This window comes from Methylotenera versatilis 79 (assembly GCF_000384375.1).
Taxonomy (GTDB): Bacteria; Pseudomonadota; Gammaproteobacteria; order Burkholderiales; family Methylophilaceae; genus Methylotenera_A; species Methylotenera_A versatilis_B.
In genome coordinates this window covers 2,376,085-2,394,216 of the sequence record NZ_ARVX01000001.1, presented here as the reverse complement: position 1 = coordinate 2,394,216, position 18,132 = coordinate 2,376,085, and the positions used below count along the sequence as shown (strand labels likewise).

Annotated in this window: 15 protein-coding genes; 6 read left to right on the top strand and 9 right to left on the bottom strand. The window is 42.0% G+C overall.

Annotated features, from left to right (window positions below; all coding sequences use genetic code 11):
• Positions 1–55: 55 nt before the first annotated feature.
• Positions 56–2,044, bottom strand: coding sequence for an acetate--CoA ligase (gene acs, locus METVE_RS0111550; protein WP_020168645.1), 1,989 nt, complete (start codon positions 2,042–2,044; stop codon positions 56–58).
• Between the two features lie 124 nt (positions 2,045–2,168).
• On the opposite strand from acs, the gene glnE reads away from it, so the two are divergent.
• Complete coding sequence (glnE, locus tag METVE_RS0111545; protein ID WP_020168644.1) at positions 2,169–4,964, top strand: bifunctional [glutamate--ammonia ligase]-adenylyl-L-tyrosine phosphorylase/[glutamate--ammonia-ligase] adenylyltransferase; 2,796 nt, start codon at positions 2,169–2,171, stop codon at positions 4,962–4,964.
• Positions 4,965–5,510: 546 nt separating this feature from the next.
• On the opposite strand, the gene METVE_RS0111540 is transcribed toward glnE, so the two are convergent.
• Both METVE_RS0111540 and ycaO read right to left on the bottom strand, forming a co-directional pair.
• Positions 5,511–5,750, bottom strand: coding sequence for a hypothetical protein (locus METVE_RS0111540; protein WP_020168643.1), 240 nt, complete (start codon positions 5,748–5,750; stop codon positions 5,511–5,513).
• An 18-nt stretch (positions 5,751–5,768) separates the two neighbouring features.
• On the bottom strand, positions 5,769–7,535 hold the full coding sequence (ycaO, locus tag METVE_RS0111535) for a 30S ribosomal protein S12 methylthiotransferase accessory factor YcaO (RefSeq protein ID WP_020168642.1): 1,767 nt from the start codon (positions 7,533–7,535) through the stop codon (positions 5,769–5,771).
• Positions 7,536–7,651: 116 nt separating this feature from the next.
• On the opposite strand from ycaO, the gene METVE_RS0111530 reads away from it, so the two are divergent.
• The gene (locus tag METVE_RS0111530) at positions 7,652–7,915 is read left to right on the top strand and encodes a hypothetical protein (RefSeq protein WP_020168641.1); all 264 of its coding nucleotides are present in this window, start codon (positions 7,652–7,654) and stop codon (positions 7,913–7,915) included.
• Positions 7,916–7,931: 16 nt separating this feature from the next.
• On the opposite strand, the gene dhaK is transcribed toward METVE_RS0111530, so the two are convergent.
• Positions 7,932–8,972 carry a dihydroxyacetone kinase subunit DhaK gene (gene dhaK, locus METVE_RS0111525; RefSeq protein ID WP_020168640.1) on the bottom strand — a complete coding sequence of 347 codons (1,041 nt, stop codon included), beginning with the start codon at positions 8,970–8,972 and terminating at the stop codon, positions 7,932–7,934.
• A gap of 49 nt (positions 8,973–9,021) precedes the next feature.
• Entirely contained in the window at positions 9,022–9,645 is a 624-nt protein-coding gene (gene dhaL / locus METVE_RS0111520; protein ID WP_020168639.1) for a dihydroxyacetone kinase subunit DhaL, read from the bottom strand.
• A gap of 288 nt (positions 9,646–9,933) precedes the next feature.
• Here dhaL and METVE_RS0111515 point away from each other — a divergent pair, with 288 nt between their 5' ends.
• Positions 9,934–10,746 (top strand): polyphosphate kinase 2 family protein, encoded by an 813-nt coding sequence (locus METVE_RS0111515; RefSeq protein WP_020168638.1) that lies wholly within the window; start codon positions 9,934–9,936, stop codon positions 10,744–10,746.
• 108 nt (positions 10,747–10,854) lie between these two features.
• Here the strand turns inward: METVE_RS0111515 and METVE_RS0111510 are convergent, their stop codons facing one another.
• Positions 10,855–11,124, bottom strand: coding sequence for a hypothetical protein (locus METVE_RS0111510; protein ID WP_020168637.1), 270 nt, complete (start codon positions 11,122–11,124; stop codon positions 10,855–10,857).
• A 235-nt stretch (positions 11,125–11,359) separates the two neighbouring features.
• On the opposite strand from METVE_RS0111510, the gene METVE_RS0111505 reads away from it, so the two are divergent.
• Both METVE_RS0111505 and METVE_RS0111500 read left to right on the top strand, forming a co-directional pair.
• Positions 11,360–13,177 (top strand): PAS domain S-box protein, encoded by a 1,818-nt coding sequence (locus tag METVE_RS0111505; RefSeq protein ID WP_020168636.1) that lies wholly within the window; start codon positions 11,360–11,362, stop codon positions 13,175–13,177.
• Between the two features lie 64 nt (positions 13,178–13,241).
• Entirely contained in the window at positions 13,242–13,880 is a 639-nt protein-coding gene (locus METVE_RS0111500; RefSeq protein ID WP_020168635.1) for a response regulator, read from the top strand.
• A gap of 79 nt (positions 13,881–13,959) precedes the next feature.
• Here METVE_RS0111500 and METVE_RS0111495 read toward each other — a convergent pair whose 3' ends face one another.
• From METVE_RS0111495 to METVE_RS0111485, 3 genes are all read right to left on the bottom strand, one after another.
• Complete coding sequence (locus METVE_RS0111495; protein ID WP_020168634.1) at positions 13,960–14,814, bottom strand: hypothetical protein; 855 nt, start codon at positions 14,812–14,814, stop codon at positions 13,960–13,962.
• 147 nt (positions 14,815–14,961) lie between these two features.
• Complete coding sequence (locus METVE_RS0111490) at positions 14,962–15,831, bottom strand: DMT family transporter (protein ID WP_026362120.1); 870 nt, start codon at positions 15,829–15,831, stop codon at positions 14,962–14,964.
• Positions 15,832–15,874: 43 nt separating this feature from the next.
• Positions 15,875–17,008: an aromatic ring-hydroxylating oxygenase subunit alpha gene (locus METVE_RS0111485; RefSeq protein WP_020168632.1), complete on the bottom strand. Its 1,134-nt coding sequence runs from the start codon at positions 17,006–17,008 to the stop codon at positions 15,875–15,877.
• 597 nt (positions 17,009–17,605) lie between these two features.
• Between METVE_RS0111485 and METVE_RS0111480 the strand changes: the two genes are divergently transcribed.
• On the top strand, positions 17,606–18,097 hold the full coding sequence (locus tag METVE_RS0111480; RefSeq protein ID WP_020168631.1) for a urate hydroxylase PuuD: 492 nt from the start codon (positions 17,606–17,608) through the stop codon (positions 18,095–18,097).
• Positions 18,098–18,132: the final 35 nt, after the last annotated feature.

Sequence of the window (18,132 nt, the reverse complement as noted above, 5' to 3'; positions counted from 1 at the left end):
CCACCAGAATAAAAGCGACTAATACCAGTAAGCCTTCCATGATTTATAAATAATCCTACTTCACCACTTCTTTTAACTGCTCTAAAATCGCCGGATTATCTAGCGTCGAAATATCAGATGTGATTTCTTCGCCTTTTGCTAGCGAACGTAAGAGCCTGCGCATAATCTTGCCGCTACGGGTTTTGGGTAGATTATCACCAAAGCGTATTTCGTCTGGCTTGGCGATTGGGCCGATTTCTTTACCTACCCAATCACGCAAGTTAGCGACGATTTTTTTGGCTTCTTCACCAGTAGGCCTGGCACCTTTTAGCACTACATAAGCAACAACAGATTCACCTTTGATGTCATGCGGTTTACCAACTACGGCAGCTTCTGCCACTAATGGATTTGAAACCAGTGCCGATTCAATTTCCATCGTGCCCAAGCGGTGACCTGATACGTTTAATACGTCATCGATACGTCCCATAATGGTGAAATTTCCTGTGTTGGCATCGCGAATTGCGCCATCGCCGGCAAGATACAATTTGCCACCTAAATCTACAGGATAATAGCTAGTTTTGAAGCGTTCTGGGTCATTGTAAATATTACGAATCATCGATGGCCATGGCTTTTTAATCACTAACAAACCACCTGTACCCCAAGGCAAATCCTTGCCAGTTTCATCTACTACATCAATGGCAATGCCTGGAAATGGCATAGTACAGGAGCCAGGCGTTAATGAATGCGCACCAGGCAGCGGCGTAATCACATGACCGCCCGTTTCCGTTTGCCAGAAAGTGTCGGCGATAGGGCAGCGACCACCACCAACTTGCTCAAAATACCACATCCATGCTTCTGGATTAATCGGCTCACCCACAGTGCCTAATAATCGCAAACTACTTAAATCATAATTTTTAGGATGCGTGCTTGGATCGGTTTCGCTGGATTTGATGAGTGAGCGAATCGCAGTTGGCGCAGTATAAAAGATGGATACTTTATGTTTTTCAACCATCTGCCAGAAACGCCCAGCGTTCGGGTAAGTTGGAATGCCTTCAAACACCACTTGTGTTGCGCCCATCGCCAATGGACCATAAGTGATGTAACTATGGCCTGTAATCCAGCCAACATCCGCCGTACACCAATAAACATCATCGGCTTTTACATCAAAGGTCCAGCGCATCGTGTTCATCGCGTGTAACAAGTATCCGGCAGAACTGTGTTGTACGCCTTTTGGTTTGCCGGTTGAGCCGCTGGTATAAAGCAAAAATAGCGGATGTTCCGCATTCACCATCACAGGCTCACATTCTTGTTTTTGCCCAGCGATTAAGTCACTCCACCATACGTCTTTTGTGTTCCAAGCGACTTCTTGTCCTGTTTTTTTCAGTACAATTACTTTTTTAATGCCGTCCCAGCCGTGCTCACTTTTTGCTTGGGCAATACCTTCATCCACAGCCTGTTTTAACGGTAATGTTTTACCACCGCGGAACTGACCATCTGATGTAATCACCGCAACCGCGCCTGCATCAATCATGCGCTCATTCAAGCTTTTGGCTGAAAAACCGCCAAATACTACAGAATGCGTTAAACCCAATCGCGCACAGGCTTGCATCGCCACAATTGCCTCAATGCCCATCGGCAAATAAATGATGACGCGTGAGCCAATCGCTAGATTCAGCGTTTTTAAGCCGTTAGCAAACTGGCAGACTTGATGGTATAACTCTTTGTAAGTGACCGTTTTCGTATCGCCGTTATCTGCTTCAAAAATAATTGCAGTTTTATTAGGAATCGTCGCTAAATGTTTATCTAGACAGTTGACTGAAATATTCAACTCGCCGTCTTCAAACCACTTATAAAATGGTGCATTTTCTTCATTTAGCGTTTTAGTAAATGGCTGATGCCAAACTAATAATTCGCGTGCTAACTTTGCCCAAAAACCTTCGTAATCGGCTTCAGCTTCTGCACAAAGTGCATTGTAGGCATCTAAGCCAGAAACATTTGCTTGTGCTTTAAATTCCTCACTCGGATGAAATACGCGGTTTTCGGTTAAAACAGATTCAATAGCCATGCAACTCAACTCCCAAATTTGTCATTAATCAATTAGTCGTTAATTAAGGACATTCACTTTTTTATAATAGGTTTAAGGTAAGATGTAACACAATTGTTAACCATCATATTACCTTAAAAAACTCATGCAATCACTGGATAAATACTTATCGTCAACTCAAGCGCCAACGGCTTTTGAAGCGGGATTACAGCACTTAGTTAATTGTAGTTTGTATGCAGCGCGACTATTGTCAAAAAATGCCTTATTGCTAGAAGATTTGCTAGAGAATCATGCGCAAACTTACACGCGTGACAGCATGCAAGCATTTTTAGATGATGCACAAAATAATGCAGTAGTGACCGAAGAAATTGCCTTAAAAAAAGTGTTAAGGCAATTGCGTCAGCATGTGATGTTGAGAATAATTTACCGCGATTTGAATCAATTGGGCGATTTAAACGAAGTGATGCAAACCACTTCTGATTTGGCGGAAATCACCATTCAAACAGCGGTTAATTTTCATTATGCATTGTTGGCAAACAGTTACGGAAAGCCTTGCAATAGCGATGGGAAACCACAGGAATTAATTGTGGTAGGAATGGGCAAGTTGGGCGGCTGCGAGTTGAATGTGTCTTCAGATGTGGATTTGATTTTTAGTTTTGAAGGTGTGGGCGAAACACAAAATACTGCTAATCCAACTAATGTCATTAGTAACCAGGACTTTTTTAATAAGCTGGGTAAAAAAGTTATTGCCGCTTTGGATGATGTAACTGAAGATGGTTTTGTATTCAGAATGGATATGCGCTTGCGGCCGTTTGGCTCTGAAGGCGTATTGGTGCCAAATTGCGATGCGCTGGAAGAATACTATCAAAATAATGGACGCGAATGGGAGCGTTATGCGTGGATAAAAGGCCGCGTGGTGACTGGGCCAAAAGCGCTGATTACCAAGCTATTAAAGCCATTTGTGTTTCGAAAATATCTGGATTACAACGCGTTAACTAGCTTGCGTGATTTAAAAATGCAAATCCAGCGCGATGTGCTGCAAAAGGGCATGCAGGACAATATTAAATTAGGTCGCGGTGGCATACGTGAGATTGAATTTATTGCCCAAGTTTTTCAGTTAATACGTGGCGGAACAGATGCTAGTTTGCAAATAAAACCCACTTTATCTGTGTTGAAACTATTACAAAATAAAGGCTTATTGCCAGAAAAGACTGTAAATGAATTAACGTCCGCTTATGTGTTTTTAAGGAATTTAGAACACAGATTAATGTATGTAGATGACCAGCAAACGCAAGATTTACCTAAAAGCGATATAGCACGCGCGCGTATTGCCAGCGCCATGCAGTTTCTCAGTTGGGATAGTTTTTTAACGCAATTGAATGTGCACAGGCAAAACGTACAGCAACATTTTGATGCGACTTTTAACAATGAAGCATCATCAGGCAGCGCTAAAAATAATCAATCTGGCGAATATGAGATAGAAATCGCGCTTTGGCAGCAAACGCTTGATAGCAATGTTGCGTTGCAAGCCTTATCTGATGCGGGTTATAGCGATGCCAATGAAGCTTTGCAGCGTTTAAAAATGCTGCGCGCCAGTAGTCGTTATCAACAGCTACCCGAAAGTAGCCGCCAGCGCTTTGATCGCTTAATGCCATTAGTGATTGCGATTGCCGCGCAAGAGGAAAATAGCGATATCGCGTTACTCCGTACAATCAGCCTACTGGAAAATATCTGCCGCCGCGCAAGCTACCTAGCGCTACTGGCCGAGTATCCGCAAGCCTTGAATCTGGTGATTAAGCTGTGCGCCGCCAGCCCTTGGTTGGCACAATATTTATCTGCGCATCCTATTTTGCTAGATGAGTTATTAGATCCGCGCACTTTGTATGCAGAGCCGGATTTTGCCTTATTAAAAGCGGAATTGATTGAAAAAATGCAGCATCTGCAAGGGGATACCGAAGCGCAAATGGATGCGATGCGCCACTTTAAACATGCCACCATTTTAAAATTTGCTGCACAAGACGTGTCAGGTGCATTGCCGCTAGAAATCCTGTCGGATTATCTCAGTAATCTCGCCGATGTCATCGTGCAAGTAAGCTTACAAATCATTTGGGATAGCCTGAAATTTAAACATATCGATACCCCACATTTTGCCGTTATCGGTTACGGCAAGTTAGGCAGCAAAGAATTAGGCTATATGTCTGATTTAGATATCATCTTTCTTTACGACAATACGGCTGAAAACGCTAGTGGCGATAAATTGCAAAGCAGCGGAAATAGTGCAGAAATCTATGCGCGTTTTGCACAACGCATCAATAACTGGTTTAACAGCATCACTAACGCAGGTTTGTTGTACGAAACCGATTTACAGTTGCGGCCAGATGGAAGAAGCGGCTTATTGGTCAGCAGTATCGCTGCATTCAAAGAATACCAACTCACCAAAGCGTGGGTGTGGGAACATCAAGCACTGACCCGCGCACGATTTATTGCAGGTGATGTCAATATTTGTAAGGCATTTGAGCAAGTGCGTGTAGAAGTGCTGAGTCAGCAACGCGATGTAGAAACGCTGAAAAAATCTGTGGTAGAAATGCGCGAAAAAATGCGCGCCAGCCATAAACCGCAAGTGGGTTTGTTCGATATTAAACATGACGCCGGCGGCATTATTGATGTGGAATTTTTAGTGCAATTTTTAGTATTAAGTCATGCCAATAAACATCCAGAATTAACCGAAAATATTGGTAATATCGCGTTACTAAAACTGCTGGCGTCACTGGATATTATTGAAACAGAAGCGGCAGAAAATGTTGCTGTTGCTTATAGAGAATACCGAAAAATGCAACATGCGCTTAAGTTGCAAGGTGTGACGCATAGTAGGGTGGAAACGGTTTTAGTTACGGCGCATATTGTTGCGGTTACGGATTTATGCAAGAAAGTATTTGTTTAAAATTGCTGGCATTAACACTTATTCTCCCTAACTTCGTCATACCAGCGGAGGCTGATATCCAGTCAAGATGGCATTCATGACTGGTGATTTTTGATAAATAATCTAGTATTGACGTGGTCTGGATTCCGTCCTGCGACGGAGTGACATCTGTGAAAGAATGAGTTGTTATTTCGCAGGCCTACACAATGCCGGAAAGTCTGAATACAACTCTGAGAATCCACTTTGATTAGTGGCATTCCTTAACAAGTAACCTTTTGGTTCAATGAAGCTGTGAATTGTTTTTTTAGGTTTTTCATGCCAACTGATATTAAATGCACAAATAGCAGGAAAAAATTGCAGTTCACTATATGGAAGATAGTCATGAATCCAATATGCAAGGGCACGCCAATCGGTGCCATTTGTATATTTGTCAGTAAACCAAGGAATAGCAATACATGCGGTAGCACCTTTTAAACCGTCTGCATCAAGCCTATCCCAAATGTGACCAGCATAATTGGATTCATTTTTTGCACAACCGTAATCAAGCTCGTTACAAAGTTGGTTGATTTAACATGAGCGAAATGCGGAGCGAATTGCAATTCGGCCAAAAGTGGCATTTAGTGGTTCTAAAAGCTTCTCACAAAGCTTACGACCCACTTCAATTGCAAGATCTGGATTATCAGGAATATTTGATTTTGCATGAAAATTAGCCGTTTCACTGTATAAAAAATCACGCATATAAAACGAATTTGAAAGGCGAACCATTCCTAATTTTTCAAGTGCATCAACAGATTGTGGTTTACGCATAATTACTCCTAGCTTGATTTATCTCCAAACCTTACCATAAGCCTCAAGCAAACGTTGATGCATGACGCTACCTTCCATATTTGCGCCCAACAACTCTAAACCAAAATACTGCTCTTCACGGTTCAATAATTTCTGTGCTTGTTGCAATGTCTCTGTGCCATACATTAATGTCAAATTCTCTTCAAACGCAGATGTATCTTCCGATTCTGCGATCTCTTGAAGTTGCACAATATTGTCAATGCAACGGTAAACGCGGGCACGTTTTTCGGGCAATTCGCCAAATTGGGCAATCCAAGCGCAGCCGTTTAAAATCTCATCGGTATCACCAGCAGCAAGAGCGGCAAGGCCTTTCAGTTCACCAGCGCGCAAATCTACCCATGTTGTATTTGGATCTGCGCAAAGACCGATTAATGTGGTCACTGGCAGTTCATCTGCTAACTCTAAATCCAGTAAAGTTTCTAGTAACTCGGCAGATTCTGTTTGGCTTAACTCTGGCAAACGTAACGCAAAAGGGCGCACCAAATTACCGACTGTGTTGTTTTCCCATTGCAATTCTTCTACTGGGTAAATCTCACTCATGCCCGGTACAAAAATGCGGCAGGCATATACGTCTAAATGTGTGAAGTCGGCGATATACATATCATGTCCGCTGTTATGAATGGTATTCACGCACCAGTTGTAATCTTCCTGTGTAGTTGTACCAAAGTTCCAATCCGCAAATTCGTAATCTGGCGTACTACGTAAAAAATCCCAGCTAATCACGCCGCTGGAATCCACAAAGTGAATCTCTAAGTTTTGTGAATCGGCGATTTCTTCCATATCAAAACCTGGTGCAACAAAGCCTTTTAAGCTATTCATCGCGCGGCCTTGTAATAGCTCAGTCAATGCACGTTCTAGCGCGACTTCAAAACGTGGGTGCGCGCCAAAGCTGGCGAAGCAACCTTGATCTTCTGGATGCAATAACGTGACGTTCATCACTGGATATTGTCCGCCAAGTGAAGCGTCTTTCACTAAGATGCCGTAACCTGCATCGCGCAAACCTTTAATGCCGGCGGCAATGCGTGGGTAACGATTTAATACGTTTTCAGGCACATCTGGCAAACAAATGCCTTCGCGAATGATTTTGTATTTGATATCGCGCTCAAAAATCTCTGCTAATGCCTGCGTACGCGCTTCCATCATGGTGTTGCCCGCGCTCATGCCGTTGCTTACATACAAATTGCCGATTAGATTCACTGGAAACAATACGCTTTTGTCATCACGCAAACGTGTGTAAGGAATGGCACAAATGCCACGTTCTTTGTTGCCGGAATTTAAATCAATCAAATTGCTGGCAGGGCAAGTGCCTTCTGGGTTATAAAACTCTTGCAATTCAGGTGTTAATAATTCTTTAGGCCATTTGTCGCCTTTTAACTTAATCCATTGCTCATTCGGATAATGCACAAAGTCTTTATTGGCGATTTTTTCGCCTAAGTAAAAATGCGTCCAAAAATAATTGGTACTTAAACGCTCAAAATATTCGCCCAATGCGCTGGCTCTGGCAGCTAATTGCGATGCGCCTTTACCGTTGGTAAATAAGCGTGGACAGTCTTTGTCGATGACATGCACAGACCAAATACCTTCAATCTCATTCAACCAAGATTTCTCTTCTGTATGAATGTTAAGTGCCAATAATTTGGCTTGCAGAGTAACGATAGAAGATTCGAGTGAGGCATCTTTGCTCGGAATAAACGTTTCGTTTTCCCCAGATTGAGAAGCAATAAAGGTTTCGGTATTTGTCGTCATGATATGAATAAGCTAAATAAATTAAGGCTAGCAGAATATCATGCGCGCGTGAAAAGCTCTTACATAATGTTTTGAGTTAATATGCGGCTTAAACAAACAATGAATGAAAGCGCAGAATGAAAGTAATCGACAAAGCACCGATTTGGGTAACGCTGGCTTATGCCAATGTGCACACACGTAAAATGGCGTTAATCATGGTGATTTTCTGTGTGGTATTTGCTTTGTATTGCGTACCTTGGGTGCAGTTTTCACAAAATGCAGTAGTGGGTAAAGTATTTTTAATTCACGATTGGAGCTGGTTTTTGTCGATGATTCCACTGACTGTCTGGTATTGGGCAGGCATGAAATGGGTGGATAAACATGCCGGCTGGGAATCTTAATTTAACTTAGTTGACTTTACATACCCCAGCGCAATGCTGCTGTGTGAACTGGGCTATCCCAGTGTTGTTTGATTTCATCATCCAATAAACACAAGGTGATTGAAGCGCCCGCCATATCTAGCGCCGTGACGTAATTGCCAACCAATGAACGGCTGATTTTAATGCCGTTTTCTTCAAGCAATTTTGCGGCGGCGTTGTAAATCAAATAAAGCTCCATCAACGGTGTTGCGCCAAAACCGTTGATCAATAGCAATGTTTCGTTAGGTAAATCTTTGCTAGTTAACACATTTTTTAACGTAATATTTCTAGCTTTAAAATCCGCCAAAATAGCATCGACCATTTCTTTGACAATATCATCCGCTTCGCGCATTGCTTCACGTTTTCGGCCTGGTTCACCGTGAATACCCACGCCCATTTCAATCTCTGTGTCGCTAATATCAAAGGTAGGGCGGCCAGCGGCTGGCACTGTGCAACTGGTTAATGCCACGCCGATACTGGCTGTGCGATGATTCACTTTTTCACCTAACGTTTTACAGGCTTGTAAATCTGCGCCTGTTTCTGCCAAGCTGCCCACACATTTTTCGACAATCATTGTGCCAGCCACGCCACGGCGACCTGTTGTGTAAGTGCTGTTAATCACGGCGCAATCGTCGCTGGTTAGAACTGTGGCGTTTTCAAAAGGCAACATTTCGGCCGCCATTTCGAAATTCATCACATCGCCCGCATAGTTTTTAACGATGAATAAAACGCCTTTATCATTATTTACTGCTTCTGCTGCGGCAATCATTTGGTCTGGCGTGGGCGAGGTAAACACGTGGCCAGGGCAAGCGGCATCTAACATGCCAAAGCCGATGTAACCTGCGTGTAGTGGCTCATGCCCAGAACCACCGCCAGAAATAATCGCGACTTTACTTTTTGGGGTATTTTTAACTGTTAAGTTTTTACGTGTTAAGTAATTGGGTTCTAAATACAGTGTGACTAGATCGTTATGTGCGCTGGCAAAGCCAGATAAGCTTTCTAGTAAAAGATTATCGACATTGTTAATAAATTTTTTCATGTGCTGTACCTTTTAATCTCTTTTACCTTTAATCCTAAGACAACTAATCTTAAATCAACAAATCGCACACGGTATGCACCATCACTTGGCTACTTTTTGCACCTGCGTCCAAATGCCCAATTGCGCGTTCGCCTAAACCAGCGGCGCGCCCTTTGGTGGCGATTAAATTGCGGGTTGATTCTAAGCCTGTATCGGCTGCCAGCTTAATCGCAGTGCAAATCTCAGCCAAACTTTTACCTTCTGCCGCACTTAAAGTGAATGTGGTGGAAACGGGAATTAGCACATCTAACATGGTTTTTTCGCCTAAATTGGCTTTGCCACGCTGCATAATGCTTTGTACGCCAGCGGCAAACGCTGCTGCGATTTCAAGCGGATTGTTGCCGCCGTTCTGTTTGATGACTTTTGCCATGCTAATAAAAAAACTGGCAAATAATGGCCCGGATGCGCCACCGATTGTGCTTAATAATTTCATGCCGATTTTGTTTAAAACTTCATCAGCTGGCAGCGGCAATAGCTCGTTATACATACCTGCAATGATTTCGGTGCCGCGCTTCATGTTGATGTAATGGTCGCCATCGCCAATGGCGCGATCTAATGATTCTATTTCAGATTCGTTGGCGACAATCGCGGCGTGTATTGCAAGGCTGGCGGATAATATAAAAGCAGTTTTCATTAGAGCAGTGTAAAACTAAAGCGGCATTTTTTGAACATTTTTTTAAATCACGCTTTTAAACTTAACCATTTATTTAAGCTGAAAATTTAGGTTAACTTGTTGCAAAACCAAGAGCCTAGAGTTTGAATCATGCCACTTATTCATGGCAAGCAACTTGTGATGTCTGTATTTTATGATTTAAAACCGTGTTAACTAAATGCTTGTGGGTTAAGTAAGTTATTGGATATTTTTTAGAGTTAACTGTTAAGGCTGTGTTAAATTATTGCTATTACTTTAAAGGTTTTTGACATGCCAAATTTACAGCAATATCGCGTTAATTCTAAAAAATTCTCATTAAAAAATATTAAGACAGATGACAAATCCGAGCGCGGTGCGACTAAAGAAGAGGACATATTGGAGCTGGGAAAATTAGCCAGCAAGATTAACGCGTTGCAAGATATTTTGTATGCGCAGGGCAAACATAAAGTTTTGCTGATTTTGCAGGGTATGGATGCCAGCGGCAAAGATGGCACGGTGCGGCATGTATTTAGCGAGTGCGATCCGCTGGGAATCCGCTTGGCAAGTTTTAAAGGTCCAACTGAAGAGGAGTTAGCGCACGATTATTTGTGGCGCGTACACAAACAAGTGCCGCAAAAAGGCGAGATTGTGATTTTTAACCGTAGTCATTATGAAGATGTGCTAATCGTGAAAGTGCATGATTGGATTGATGATGCGGAATGTAAACGCCGTTATGCGCAGATTAATGCGTTTGAAAAACAGTTAACGGAAACAGGCACGGTGATTATTAAATGTTTCCTACATATTTCAAAACAAGAGCAAAAAGCGCGTTTGCAAGATAGATTGAATGATGCGACCAAAACGTGGAAATTCAACCCAAACGATCTAAAAGAACGCGCACTCTGGCCGAAATATATGCAGGCATATGAAAATGCCATGACGGCAACCAGCACGGCTCATGCGCCTTGGTTTGTGGTGCCAGCAGATTCAAAAACGAATCGTAACTTACTGATTTCACGTTTGTTATTTAGCGCGCTCAAAAAGCTGCAGTTAGAATATCCACCTGTGCCAGCTGAATTTAAAACGATTACGATTGATGATTAATTCAATACGGCCTGTTTAATCTGACCTGCAGGCAACTATTTATAGCGCTTGCAGGGCGGGTGTTTCTAATTCGACAATTGAGTATTAGGTAATTAAAACAACCAGCATCTATGTAGGCTTGCACAACACTGTCAGCACATGCTTAGGTGGCATATAAAAACCATCGCCACTGCTTGCGTATTCTATTTTATGTGATTGATTTGCAATAATTGAAAAGCCTTCACTACAAGTAATCTCTGCTTTTTTTATACAATTTTCATCTGTGCCGTTGATGCTATGGCAGCTAATGGTGTGACTGCCGTCAATATTCGCCTGTGTCTGCATGCTACTACACCCAGTTAATACTGCGAGTGATATTAAAATAAGGCCATTTTTCATTATTATTCCCTTCACCGTTTAAATATTTTCCTTGCCATCAACTTTTGTGTCATCAATTTGTAATATTGGTGTGCTAAGCAAAAATATGATAACGATAGGATACCTTTTTATGACTCAAAGTTTCATGAACTTATTGTGACAGTTGATTTGCGCAAAACAGACGCTGATTGCATGGTTTCAAGTGGCTGAAGAAAGTTCAGCATGACAATTAAATGTAATTGGCTATAATCCGAGTATGAGCCTGCGTTTTCGATTGAATCTGCTGATTACTACTTTGCTACTGTTGTTTATGCTGGCGGTGGGATATGTGATTTTAAAAGGTACCAAATCGTCTATTCAAGAAGGCGTAGAAGCCGCAACCAGAGTGACCGTGCAGTTGCTGGATACCGTTGTAGTAAGTTCGATTCAGAACCCAGAATGGGGTTACACGCACGATGTGATGCGCCGTTTTTTGGAACATTTGGGTCATGTGCGCAGTAATGAAATCTATCTCTATAGTTTGAATGGCGCATTGCTTTTTCAATCGCCGCCATCTAAATATCGCGCAGACATAACACCGCCGCAGTGGTTTGAAAATATGCTCAATCCGCATGAAGAATCAGTGACGCGTTTGATCCGTTTTGGCAAGTTAATCGTCAATCCTAATCCAGCAGGTGCAATACGTGAGGCTTGGGGCAAAATGCGTATTTTGTTTTGGGTTGGTCTTGGTTTTTTTATTGCATTAAATGTGATTGTGTATTGGATGCTAGGCCGCTGGTTGCAACCTTTGCAGCCGATGTTAAAAGCGATTAACCGAATGGAGCAGGGCGATTTGTCGGCGCGTTTGCCGCATTTTAATTTGCCAGAATTTGGTTCGATTGCGCAAAATTTTAACTTAATGGGCGAATCGCTACAAAAAAGCACGGCTGAAAATCAGCGTTTAGCATTAATTGCGCAGCAAACGGCGGATGCGATGATGATTCACGATTTGAACGGCAATATTTCGTTTTGGAATATGGCGGCACAAAAAATATTTGGTTATGCGCCGCAAGATATCATCGGAAAGTCTGCCAGCACCTTGATACCAAAAGGCCAAGAGCGTGATTTAATTGAGAACAGGCGTGCGATTAATGACAGGCAAAATGTAGATAACCACGATACGCAACGACTTGCGCGTGATGGCAGAATTATTGATGTATCGATTTCTGCCGCGCCATTGATTGACCCAGTAACCAACAAAGTGATTGGTGATATTTCTAGCATGCGTGATATTACCGAACGCAAACAGGTGGAAATTGCAGAACGCAAAGCAGCAGCGGCGGAAAGTAAATTAGAAGAAAATCGGCAAGTGACGCATCTCATTCAAAAACATATCGAAGATGAGCGTCGCAGTTTAGCGCGTGAATTGCATGACGAACTTGGGCAATATGTGACGGCGATTAAAACGTTTGCCGTTGCCATTGCCAATAAAACCAAAGAAAAAGCGCCAGAAGTAGAAGCCAGCGCACAAACGATTGTGGCTGCGGCTAATCATATCTATGACGGAATGCACAATATCATTCGGCAATTGCGGCCAGGCTCGCTGGATAATTTGGGCTTAAGCGAGACCTTGAAAGACGCGATTAATAATGTGCAAAAACAACATGCTGGTATAAAAATCCATTTAGATTTATCAGGCAATTTAGAAAGTTTAGGCGAAAGTTTAAATATTAATATTTATCGTATTGTGCAGGAATCCATCAACAACGCGATTAAGCATGCTAGCGCTAAGAATATAGATATTAAGCTGGCTGTAAATGAAAAAGGTGAGTTGGATCTGACGATTAAAGATGATGGAATCGGCATGGATGTGGATGCGGTTGATCAAAGTAACCATTTTGGCTTATTGGGCATGCGCGAACGTGTGCAAGGTTTTAAGGGCAGTTTTACGGTGGATTCTGAACCTAATCAGACATTGACAACCAAAGATAGCAGTAAGTCTTTAAGCGGTAAAAAAACGAGTAGTAAAAATCCAAACGCAAAAAAAACAGGTACTGCGATTTACATACATATTCCGCGGACGATTGAAATTTAAAAGCCAATTAAATGAATATACCAAACATACTGACAACTATAAAAATAACTAATGAGGATAAAGAATGAGTCCAATCAATGTGATGCTAGTCGATGACCATGCGGTAGTGCGTATGGGTTTTAAAATGTTACTCGAATCGGCCAGTGAAATTAAAGTGATTGCAGAGGCTGAAAATGGCGAAGCGGCGATTAAAAATTACATGGAATTTAAGCCAGATGTCGTGGTGATGGATATAACGATGCCGGGTATTGGCGGCATGGAAGCGATAGAACGCATTTTAGCCAAAGAAAGCCATGCAAAGATTTTAGTGTTATCCGCGCATGAAGATTCAGTGCATCCCAAGCGTGTGCTGAATGCAGGTGCGATGGGTTATTTAACAAAGCGTAGCGCAGCCGAGGAGTTGATAAAAGCCATTCGCACTGTGGCAAGTGGCAAAAAATATATTGAGGCGAGCATTGCGCAGCAAATGGCCATACAGCAACTATCCGGTGAGCAAAATCCAGTAGATGTATTAAGTGAGCGTGAATTTGAAGTGTTTATGTCGTTGGCAAAAGGCAAAACCACCAATGAAATTGCAGAGACTTTGTTTTTAAGCCCGCGTACAGTTGGCACGCATTTATATAATATCAAGCAAAAATTAAACGCGAATAATTCGGCCGAAATCGCGTTGATTGCGATGCGGAGTGGCTTGATTGACCCTTGATTAATTAACTAGATTATTGAATAAATTTTAGATTTGAATTAGGCAAAAACTTAACCCTATTTTAGCGTTAAGTTTTTGCCTAATTGATTTTGTAGCGCGCGATATTTAACTCGCCAGGGCTAGCTATCTCAACCAAAGCGATACCGCCGCTTGGCAATCGACCGAATTCTGGCGGGATTAAAAACGTAATGATCTGCTGTGAATCTGTTGAATCATTTGGATTGTTAAGCGCTAGATTATTTGTGCTCACTGATTTAATCGTATTAGTTTTTTCCGCGCTGGTTTTTATTGCGTTATTTTTTACACCACCAGTCGCCACACGCCATAATTTCCACTCACGTTGTTTCGGCAATGAAGTAGCGCCCAACAATTGCGCTTTCGTATAAACAGCGGCTTTTTCTTCACCAATTAATAGATTAAACAATTCCACTTGCACTAACCGATTTTGTATTAGCTGATTATCTTGTAATGGCGGGCTATTTTGTAGCATGACAATTGGCGCTGCAATTGCGGTTTCGACTACTGTTAGCTGTTCTGGCAGTGGTTCCAAAGTGGGTTTTAACTCTTCAAAGCGAGCACTGACAAAAGCCAGTCTGTAAGGGTCTGGCGGCGTATCTTTTAATATATTGGCATTTTGTTGTAAAGCGGTATTTTGTTGAAGGCTTGAGTTAGCTTGCAGGCCACCATTTTTTTGCGATATTGAGTTTTGTGTCGATAGCGTATTTTCTGCTATCAGAGTTTTTTTCTGTAATGCATAGCGGTCTTGTTGTTCCAACTCTTGCACATCCATGGCATTGGCAACGGCTGAATCTGCCATGCTAGTGGCGATAGAGCGTGCAACTTGCTGGGCAATGGTTCCGCCCAAACAGCCAGAAAGCATGATGCTAATGCTTAGCAGAACAATTGGCTTAGAGATGATAATGAACTTAACCATTTAATTTGAGTGAATTTGAATGAGTAATAATGTGCGAAAAGTGACATTACTGCTAACTTAAACAAAAGTCTAGAGACTTAATTGTGCAAACAAACAACGAGTACACTTAACGATTAAAACTGATGTTTTTAAGTAGAAAACCTCTGATTATTTAGGCATTTTTGCTGGGTTTTTAGTGACATTCGCGCTAACGATGCCGCTGATGATAATAATGCCAATAGCAACGTATTCAGATAATGACAACGTTTCTTGCCAGAAAAGTACACCAAATAAGCTGGCAAATATCACTGTTGTATAAGCCAAGCTTGCCACAGTGAGCGTTTTTCCAGTGCGATAAGCGCGTGTCATGGCTAACTGTGCGATGGTGGCAGATGTACCTAAACCCAGTAAAGTTGGCATATCTCGCCATGTGATTGGCGTGTAAGTTTGCAACAACATCCAAATGCCGCTGGCGATGGTAGAAATTAGTGTGAAATAAAACACTGTACGCCAATCCGGCTCACCTAGATTGCCCAATTGCTTAACATGCACATAAGCAAATGCCGCGCCGAAGCCAGAAGATAATCCCACTGCGCCAGCGATTAAATCTTGCTTGGCGAAGCTGGGTTTTAATAACAATACTACGCCGACAAAGCCCAATAGAATCATGGCATACAAAATTGGTTTGGGTTTTTCGTGCAGCATTAATGGCATTAATAACGCCAAAAATAAAGCAGAAGTGTAATTAAGCGTGACGGCAGTTGCTAAAGGTAAATGTGCGATTGCATAAAAAAATAAAACCAGTGCTACAAAACCGACTAAACCGCGCGACATTTGTTTGCCCATTACTGGGGTGGCAAGCGGTAGTTTTTTGGCAAAAATATAAGCATAAATAACCATTAAACCAAAAATAGAACGATAGAAAACCAGCTCGGCACTGCTAAATTTGGTTGCACCCACTTTGACTAATGCGCCCATTACCGCAAAGCCAAGCGCAGCGATTAACATCCAAAAACTACCTAAATTGGGTAGCCTCACTTGTTTGTAGTTTTCATTGGTTTAACCATTTATTTATACCGCGTTATTCGTGCTGCGCTAGATGCTGTTCCATTTGCCTACGATACCATAGATGAAAATGCTCTAAGCCGCTTTCTAGCGGATGTTGGTAAGGCCCGGTTTCGTTTAAGCCAAGCGCAAATAAACCTTTGCGGCCATCATGCATGCGCTGGCAAATCTCTTTGTCTTCCACTGCAGTTTCAAAGTACGCCGCCTGTTGTGCTTTGACATATTCGCGTTCAAATAAAGCAATATCTTCTGGATAATAAAATTCAACCACATTACTGCAAGTGTCCACGCCAGTTGGGATTAAGTGTGAAACAACCAGCACATTCGGATACCATTCAATCATTAAGAATGGATAAAATACAAACCAAATAGCGCCATGTTTTGGCGGCATTTTGCCGTGATAATTGCTAACAACTGATTGCCATGCTTGATAAGTTGGCGATTGGTGCGAGTCGCTTGCAGGTTTATAACCGACCGTTTGCGCACTGTAATTTTCACCAAAATCCCAGCTTAAATTATTGCAATCCACAAACGCATTCAGGCCAGGATGAAATGGCCCAACGTGATAATCTTCCAAGTACGCTTCAATAAAGGTTTTCCAGTTGAAGTTGTAATGTTCAACATTCACGCTATCCAAATGGTAATTGGTAAAGTCGAAATCTTGTTTACAACCCAGTTGATTCAATTCTTTGATCAGACTGCGGGATTTGTTAGATGGACTAGCATCTTCAAATAACATGCCTTGCCAATTAACCAGCGGCGTTTTGTGCAAATGCAAACAAGGGTTTTGCGCAAAATGCGGTGCACCTAATAACTGACCATTTAAATCATAGGTCCAGCGATGCAACGGGCAAACAATGTGGTTGGTATTGCCGCTGCCAGTAAGCATAACGGCTTGACGATGGCGGCAAATATTGCTTATTAACGTAATTTCGCTTGCTTGATTGATGAGCGCTTTTGCATTGTGCAGCCAATCTAGCGTGTAGTAATCGCCAGCATTTGGCACCATTAAGGCGTGACCAACGTATTTTGGCGCATTGCAAAAAAGATATCGCTGTTCCAAGCTGTAAACCTGCGGATTGGCATACCAGCTAACGGGTAATTGGGAAGGTGTTTTAGATTGTTGCGTTAATGTTGCGACTGAAGCCATAAATATAATTGCGTTTGAAAATCAGACTATTTATTCGTTAAAACTAATTTTTAAACTAAATTTGAAAAGCAGAATTTTGCACTATTGGCATTAAATTGACTATAAAATTTAAGTGCTTAGTCATACTTAACCCTCAAAATAGTCTAAAAAATGCGGCAATTCACACGATTAATTGGCACTTTTAAAGTGTTTAAGTCATCAAGAATGAGTAATAAAGTAACAAAACTGGTTCAATAAAGCTGCTCAATAAACGCAGATAATTAGGTCGAGATTATTTTATATTCTTAACTGAGGTGAATACAAAGTTGCTGAAACTACCGATTCAACATTTTTACCTACGGATTTGAATACAAAGCAGAAATGACCTTAATTTAACCGTTAACTCATGCCAAAATCTTGCTAAAAAACGGGTTTTAAGCTAATCTCAACACTCATCAAAATTAACAACAAAATCAGTACAATAATAACGAAATTATCAGGGAGCAATTGCAATGAAAAATCCACTTGAATCAGTTGCAGGCACGATTATTTCTGGGCTAATACTCACTTTTGTATTGGTGTTTTTCCTCAAAAACTTTCTAGTTGCGGGAGTTTAAAATGGACATCATGCCAGGAATCATGCGTTGGATACACTTATTGGCCGGCATTACGTGGGTTGGTTTGTTGTATTATTTTAATTTAGTGCAAATGGCAGCATTGAAAGATGCAGCCGCTGACGGCACAGCTGCTGGTATTACCAAGCATGTTGCGCCACGCGCTTTATTTTGGTTTCGCTGGTCTGCAGTGGTCACGTGGGTTGCAGGTGCGGGATTATTAGGTGCAGGTTTTACAGATGCGTTCTTGCTACGCAACGGTTACGAAGGCATTGGCATTGGTGCTTGGTTGGGTACGATTATGTTGATTAATGTTTGGGTACTTATTTGGCCGAATCAACAGAAGATTTTGGGCTTAGTGCCTGCTGATGACGCTGCCAAAGCTGGCGCACGCCGAGTTGCGATGCTAGCATCACGCACGAATATGATGCTGTCTATTCCGATGTTGTTTTTTATGGCAAACGGACTATCGCATCGCGCAGTTTTAGGATTGTAATTACGATTAAGGCAATAACGGCGGCCTTAGCCGCC

Bases quoted from the DNA above. Each gene is read 5' to 3' on its own strand.
- acs (WP_020168645.1), bottom strand. From the start codon at position 2,044: ATGGCTATTGAATCTGTTTTAACCGAAAACCGCGTATTTCATCCGAGT.
- glnE (WP_020168644.1), top strand. From the start codon at position 2,169: ATGCAATCACTGGATAAATACTTATCGTCAACTCAAGCGCCAACGGCT.
- METVE_RS0111540 (WP_020168643.1), bottom strand. From the start codon at position 5,750: ATGCGTAAACCACAATCTGTTGATGCACTTGAAAAATTAGGAATGGTT.
- ycaO (WP_020168642.1), bottom strand. From the start codon at position 7,535: ATGACGACAAATACCGAAACCTTTATTGCTTCTCAATCTGGGGAAAAC.
- METVE_RS0111530 (WP_020168641.1), top strand. From the start codon at position 7,652: ATGAAAGTAATCGACAAAGCACCGATTTGGGTAACGCTGGCTTATGCC.
- dhaK (WP_020168640.1), bottom strand. From the start codon at position 8,972: ATGAAAAAATTTATTAACAATGTCGATAATCTTTTACTAGAAAGCTTA.
- dhaL (WP_020168639.1), bottom strand. From the start codon at position 9,645: ATGAAAACTGCTTTTATATTATCCGCCAGCCTTGCAATACACGCCGCG.
- METVE_RS0111515 (WP_020168638.1), top strand. From the start codon at position 9,934: ATGCCAAATTTACAGCAATATCGCGTTAATTCTAAAAAATTCTCATTA.
- METVE_RS0111510 (WP_020168637.1), bottom strand. From the start codon at position 11,124: ATGAAAAATGGCCTTATTTTAATATCACTCGCAGTATTAACTGGGTGT.
- METVE_RS0111505 (WP_020168636.1), top strand. From the start codon at position 11,360: ATGAGCCTGCGTTTTCGATTGAATCTGCTGATTACTACTTTGCTACTG.
- METVE_RS0111500 (WP_020168635.1), top strand. From the start codon at position 13,242: ATGAGTCCAATCAATGTGATGCTAGTCGATGACCATGCGGTAGTGCGT.
- METVE_RS0111495 (WP_020168634.1), bottom strand. From the start codon at position 14,814: ATGGTTAAGTTCATTATCATCTCTAAGCCAATTGTTCTGCTAAGCATT.
- METVE_RS0111485 (WP_020168632.1), bottom strand. From the start codon at position 17,008: ATGGCTTCAGTCGCAACATTAACGCAACAATCTAAAACACCTTCCCAA.
- METVE_RS0111480 (WP_020168631.1), top strand. From the start codon at position 17,606: ATGGACATCATGCCAGGAATCATGCGTTGGATACACTTATTGGCCGGC.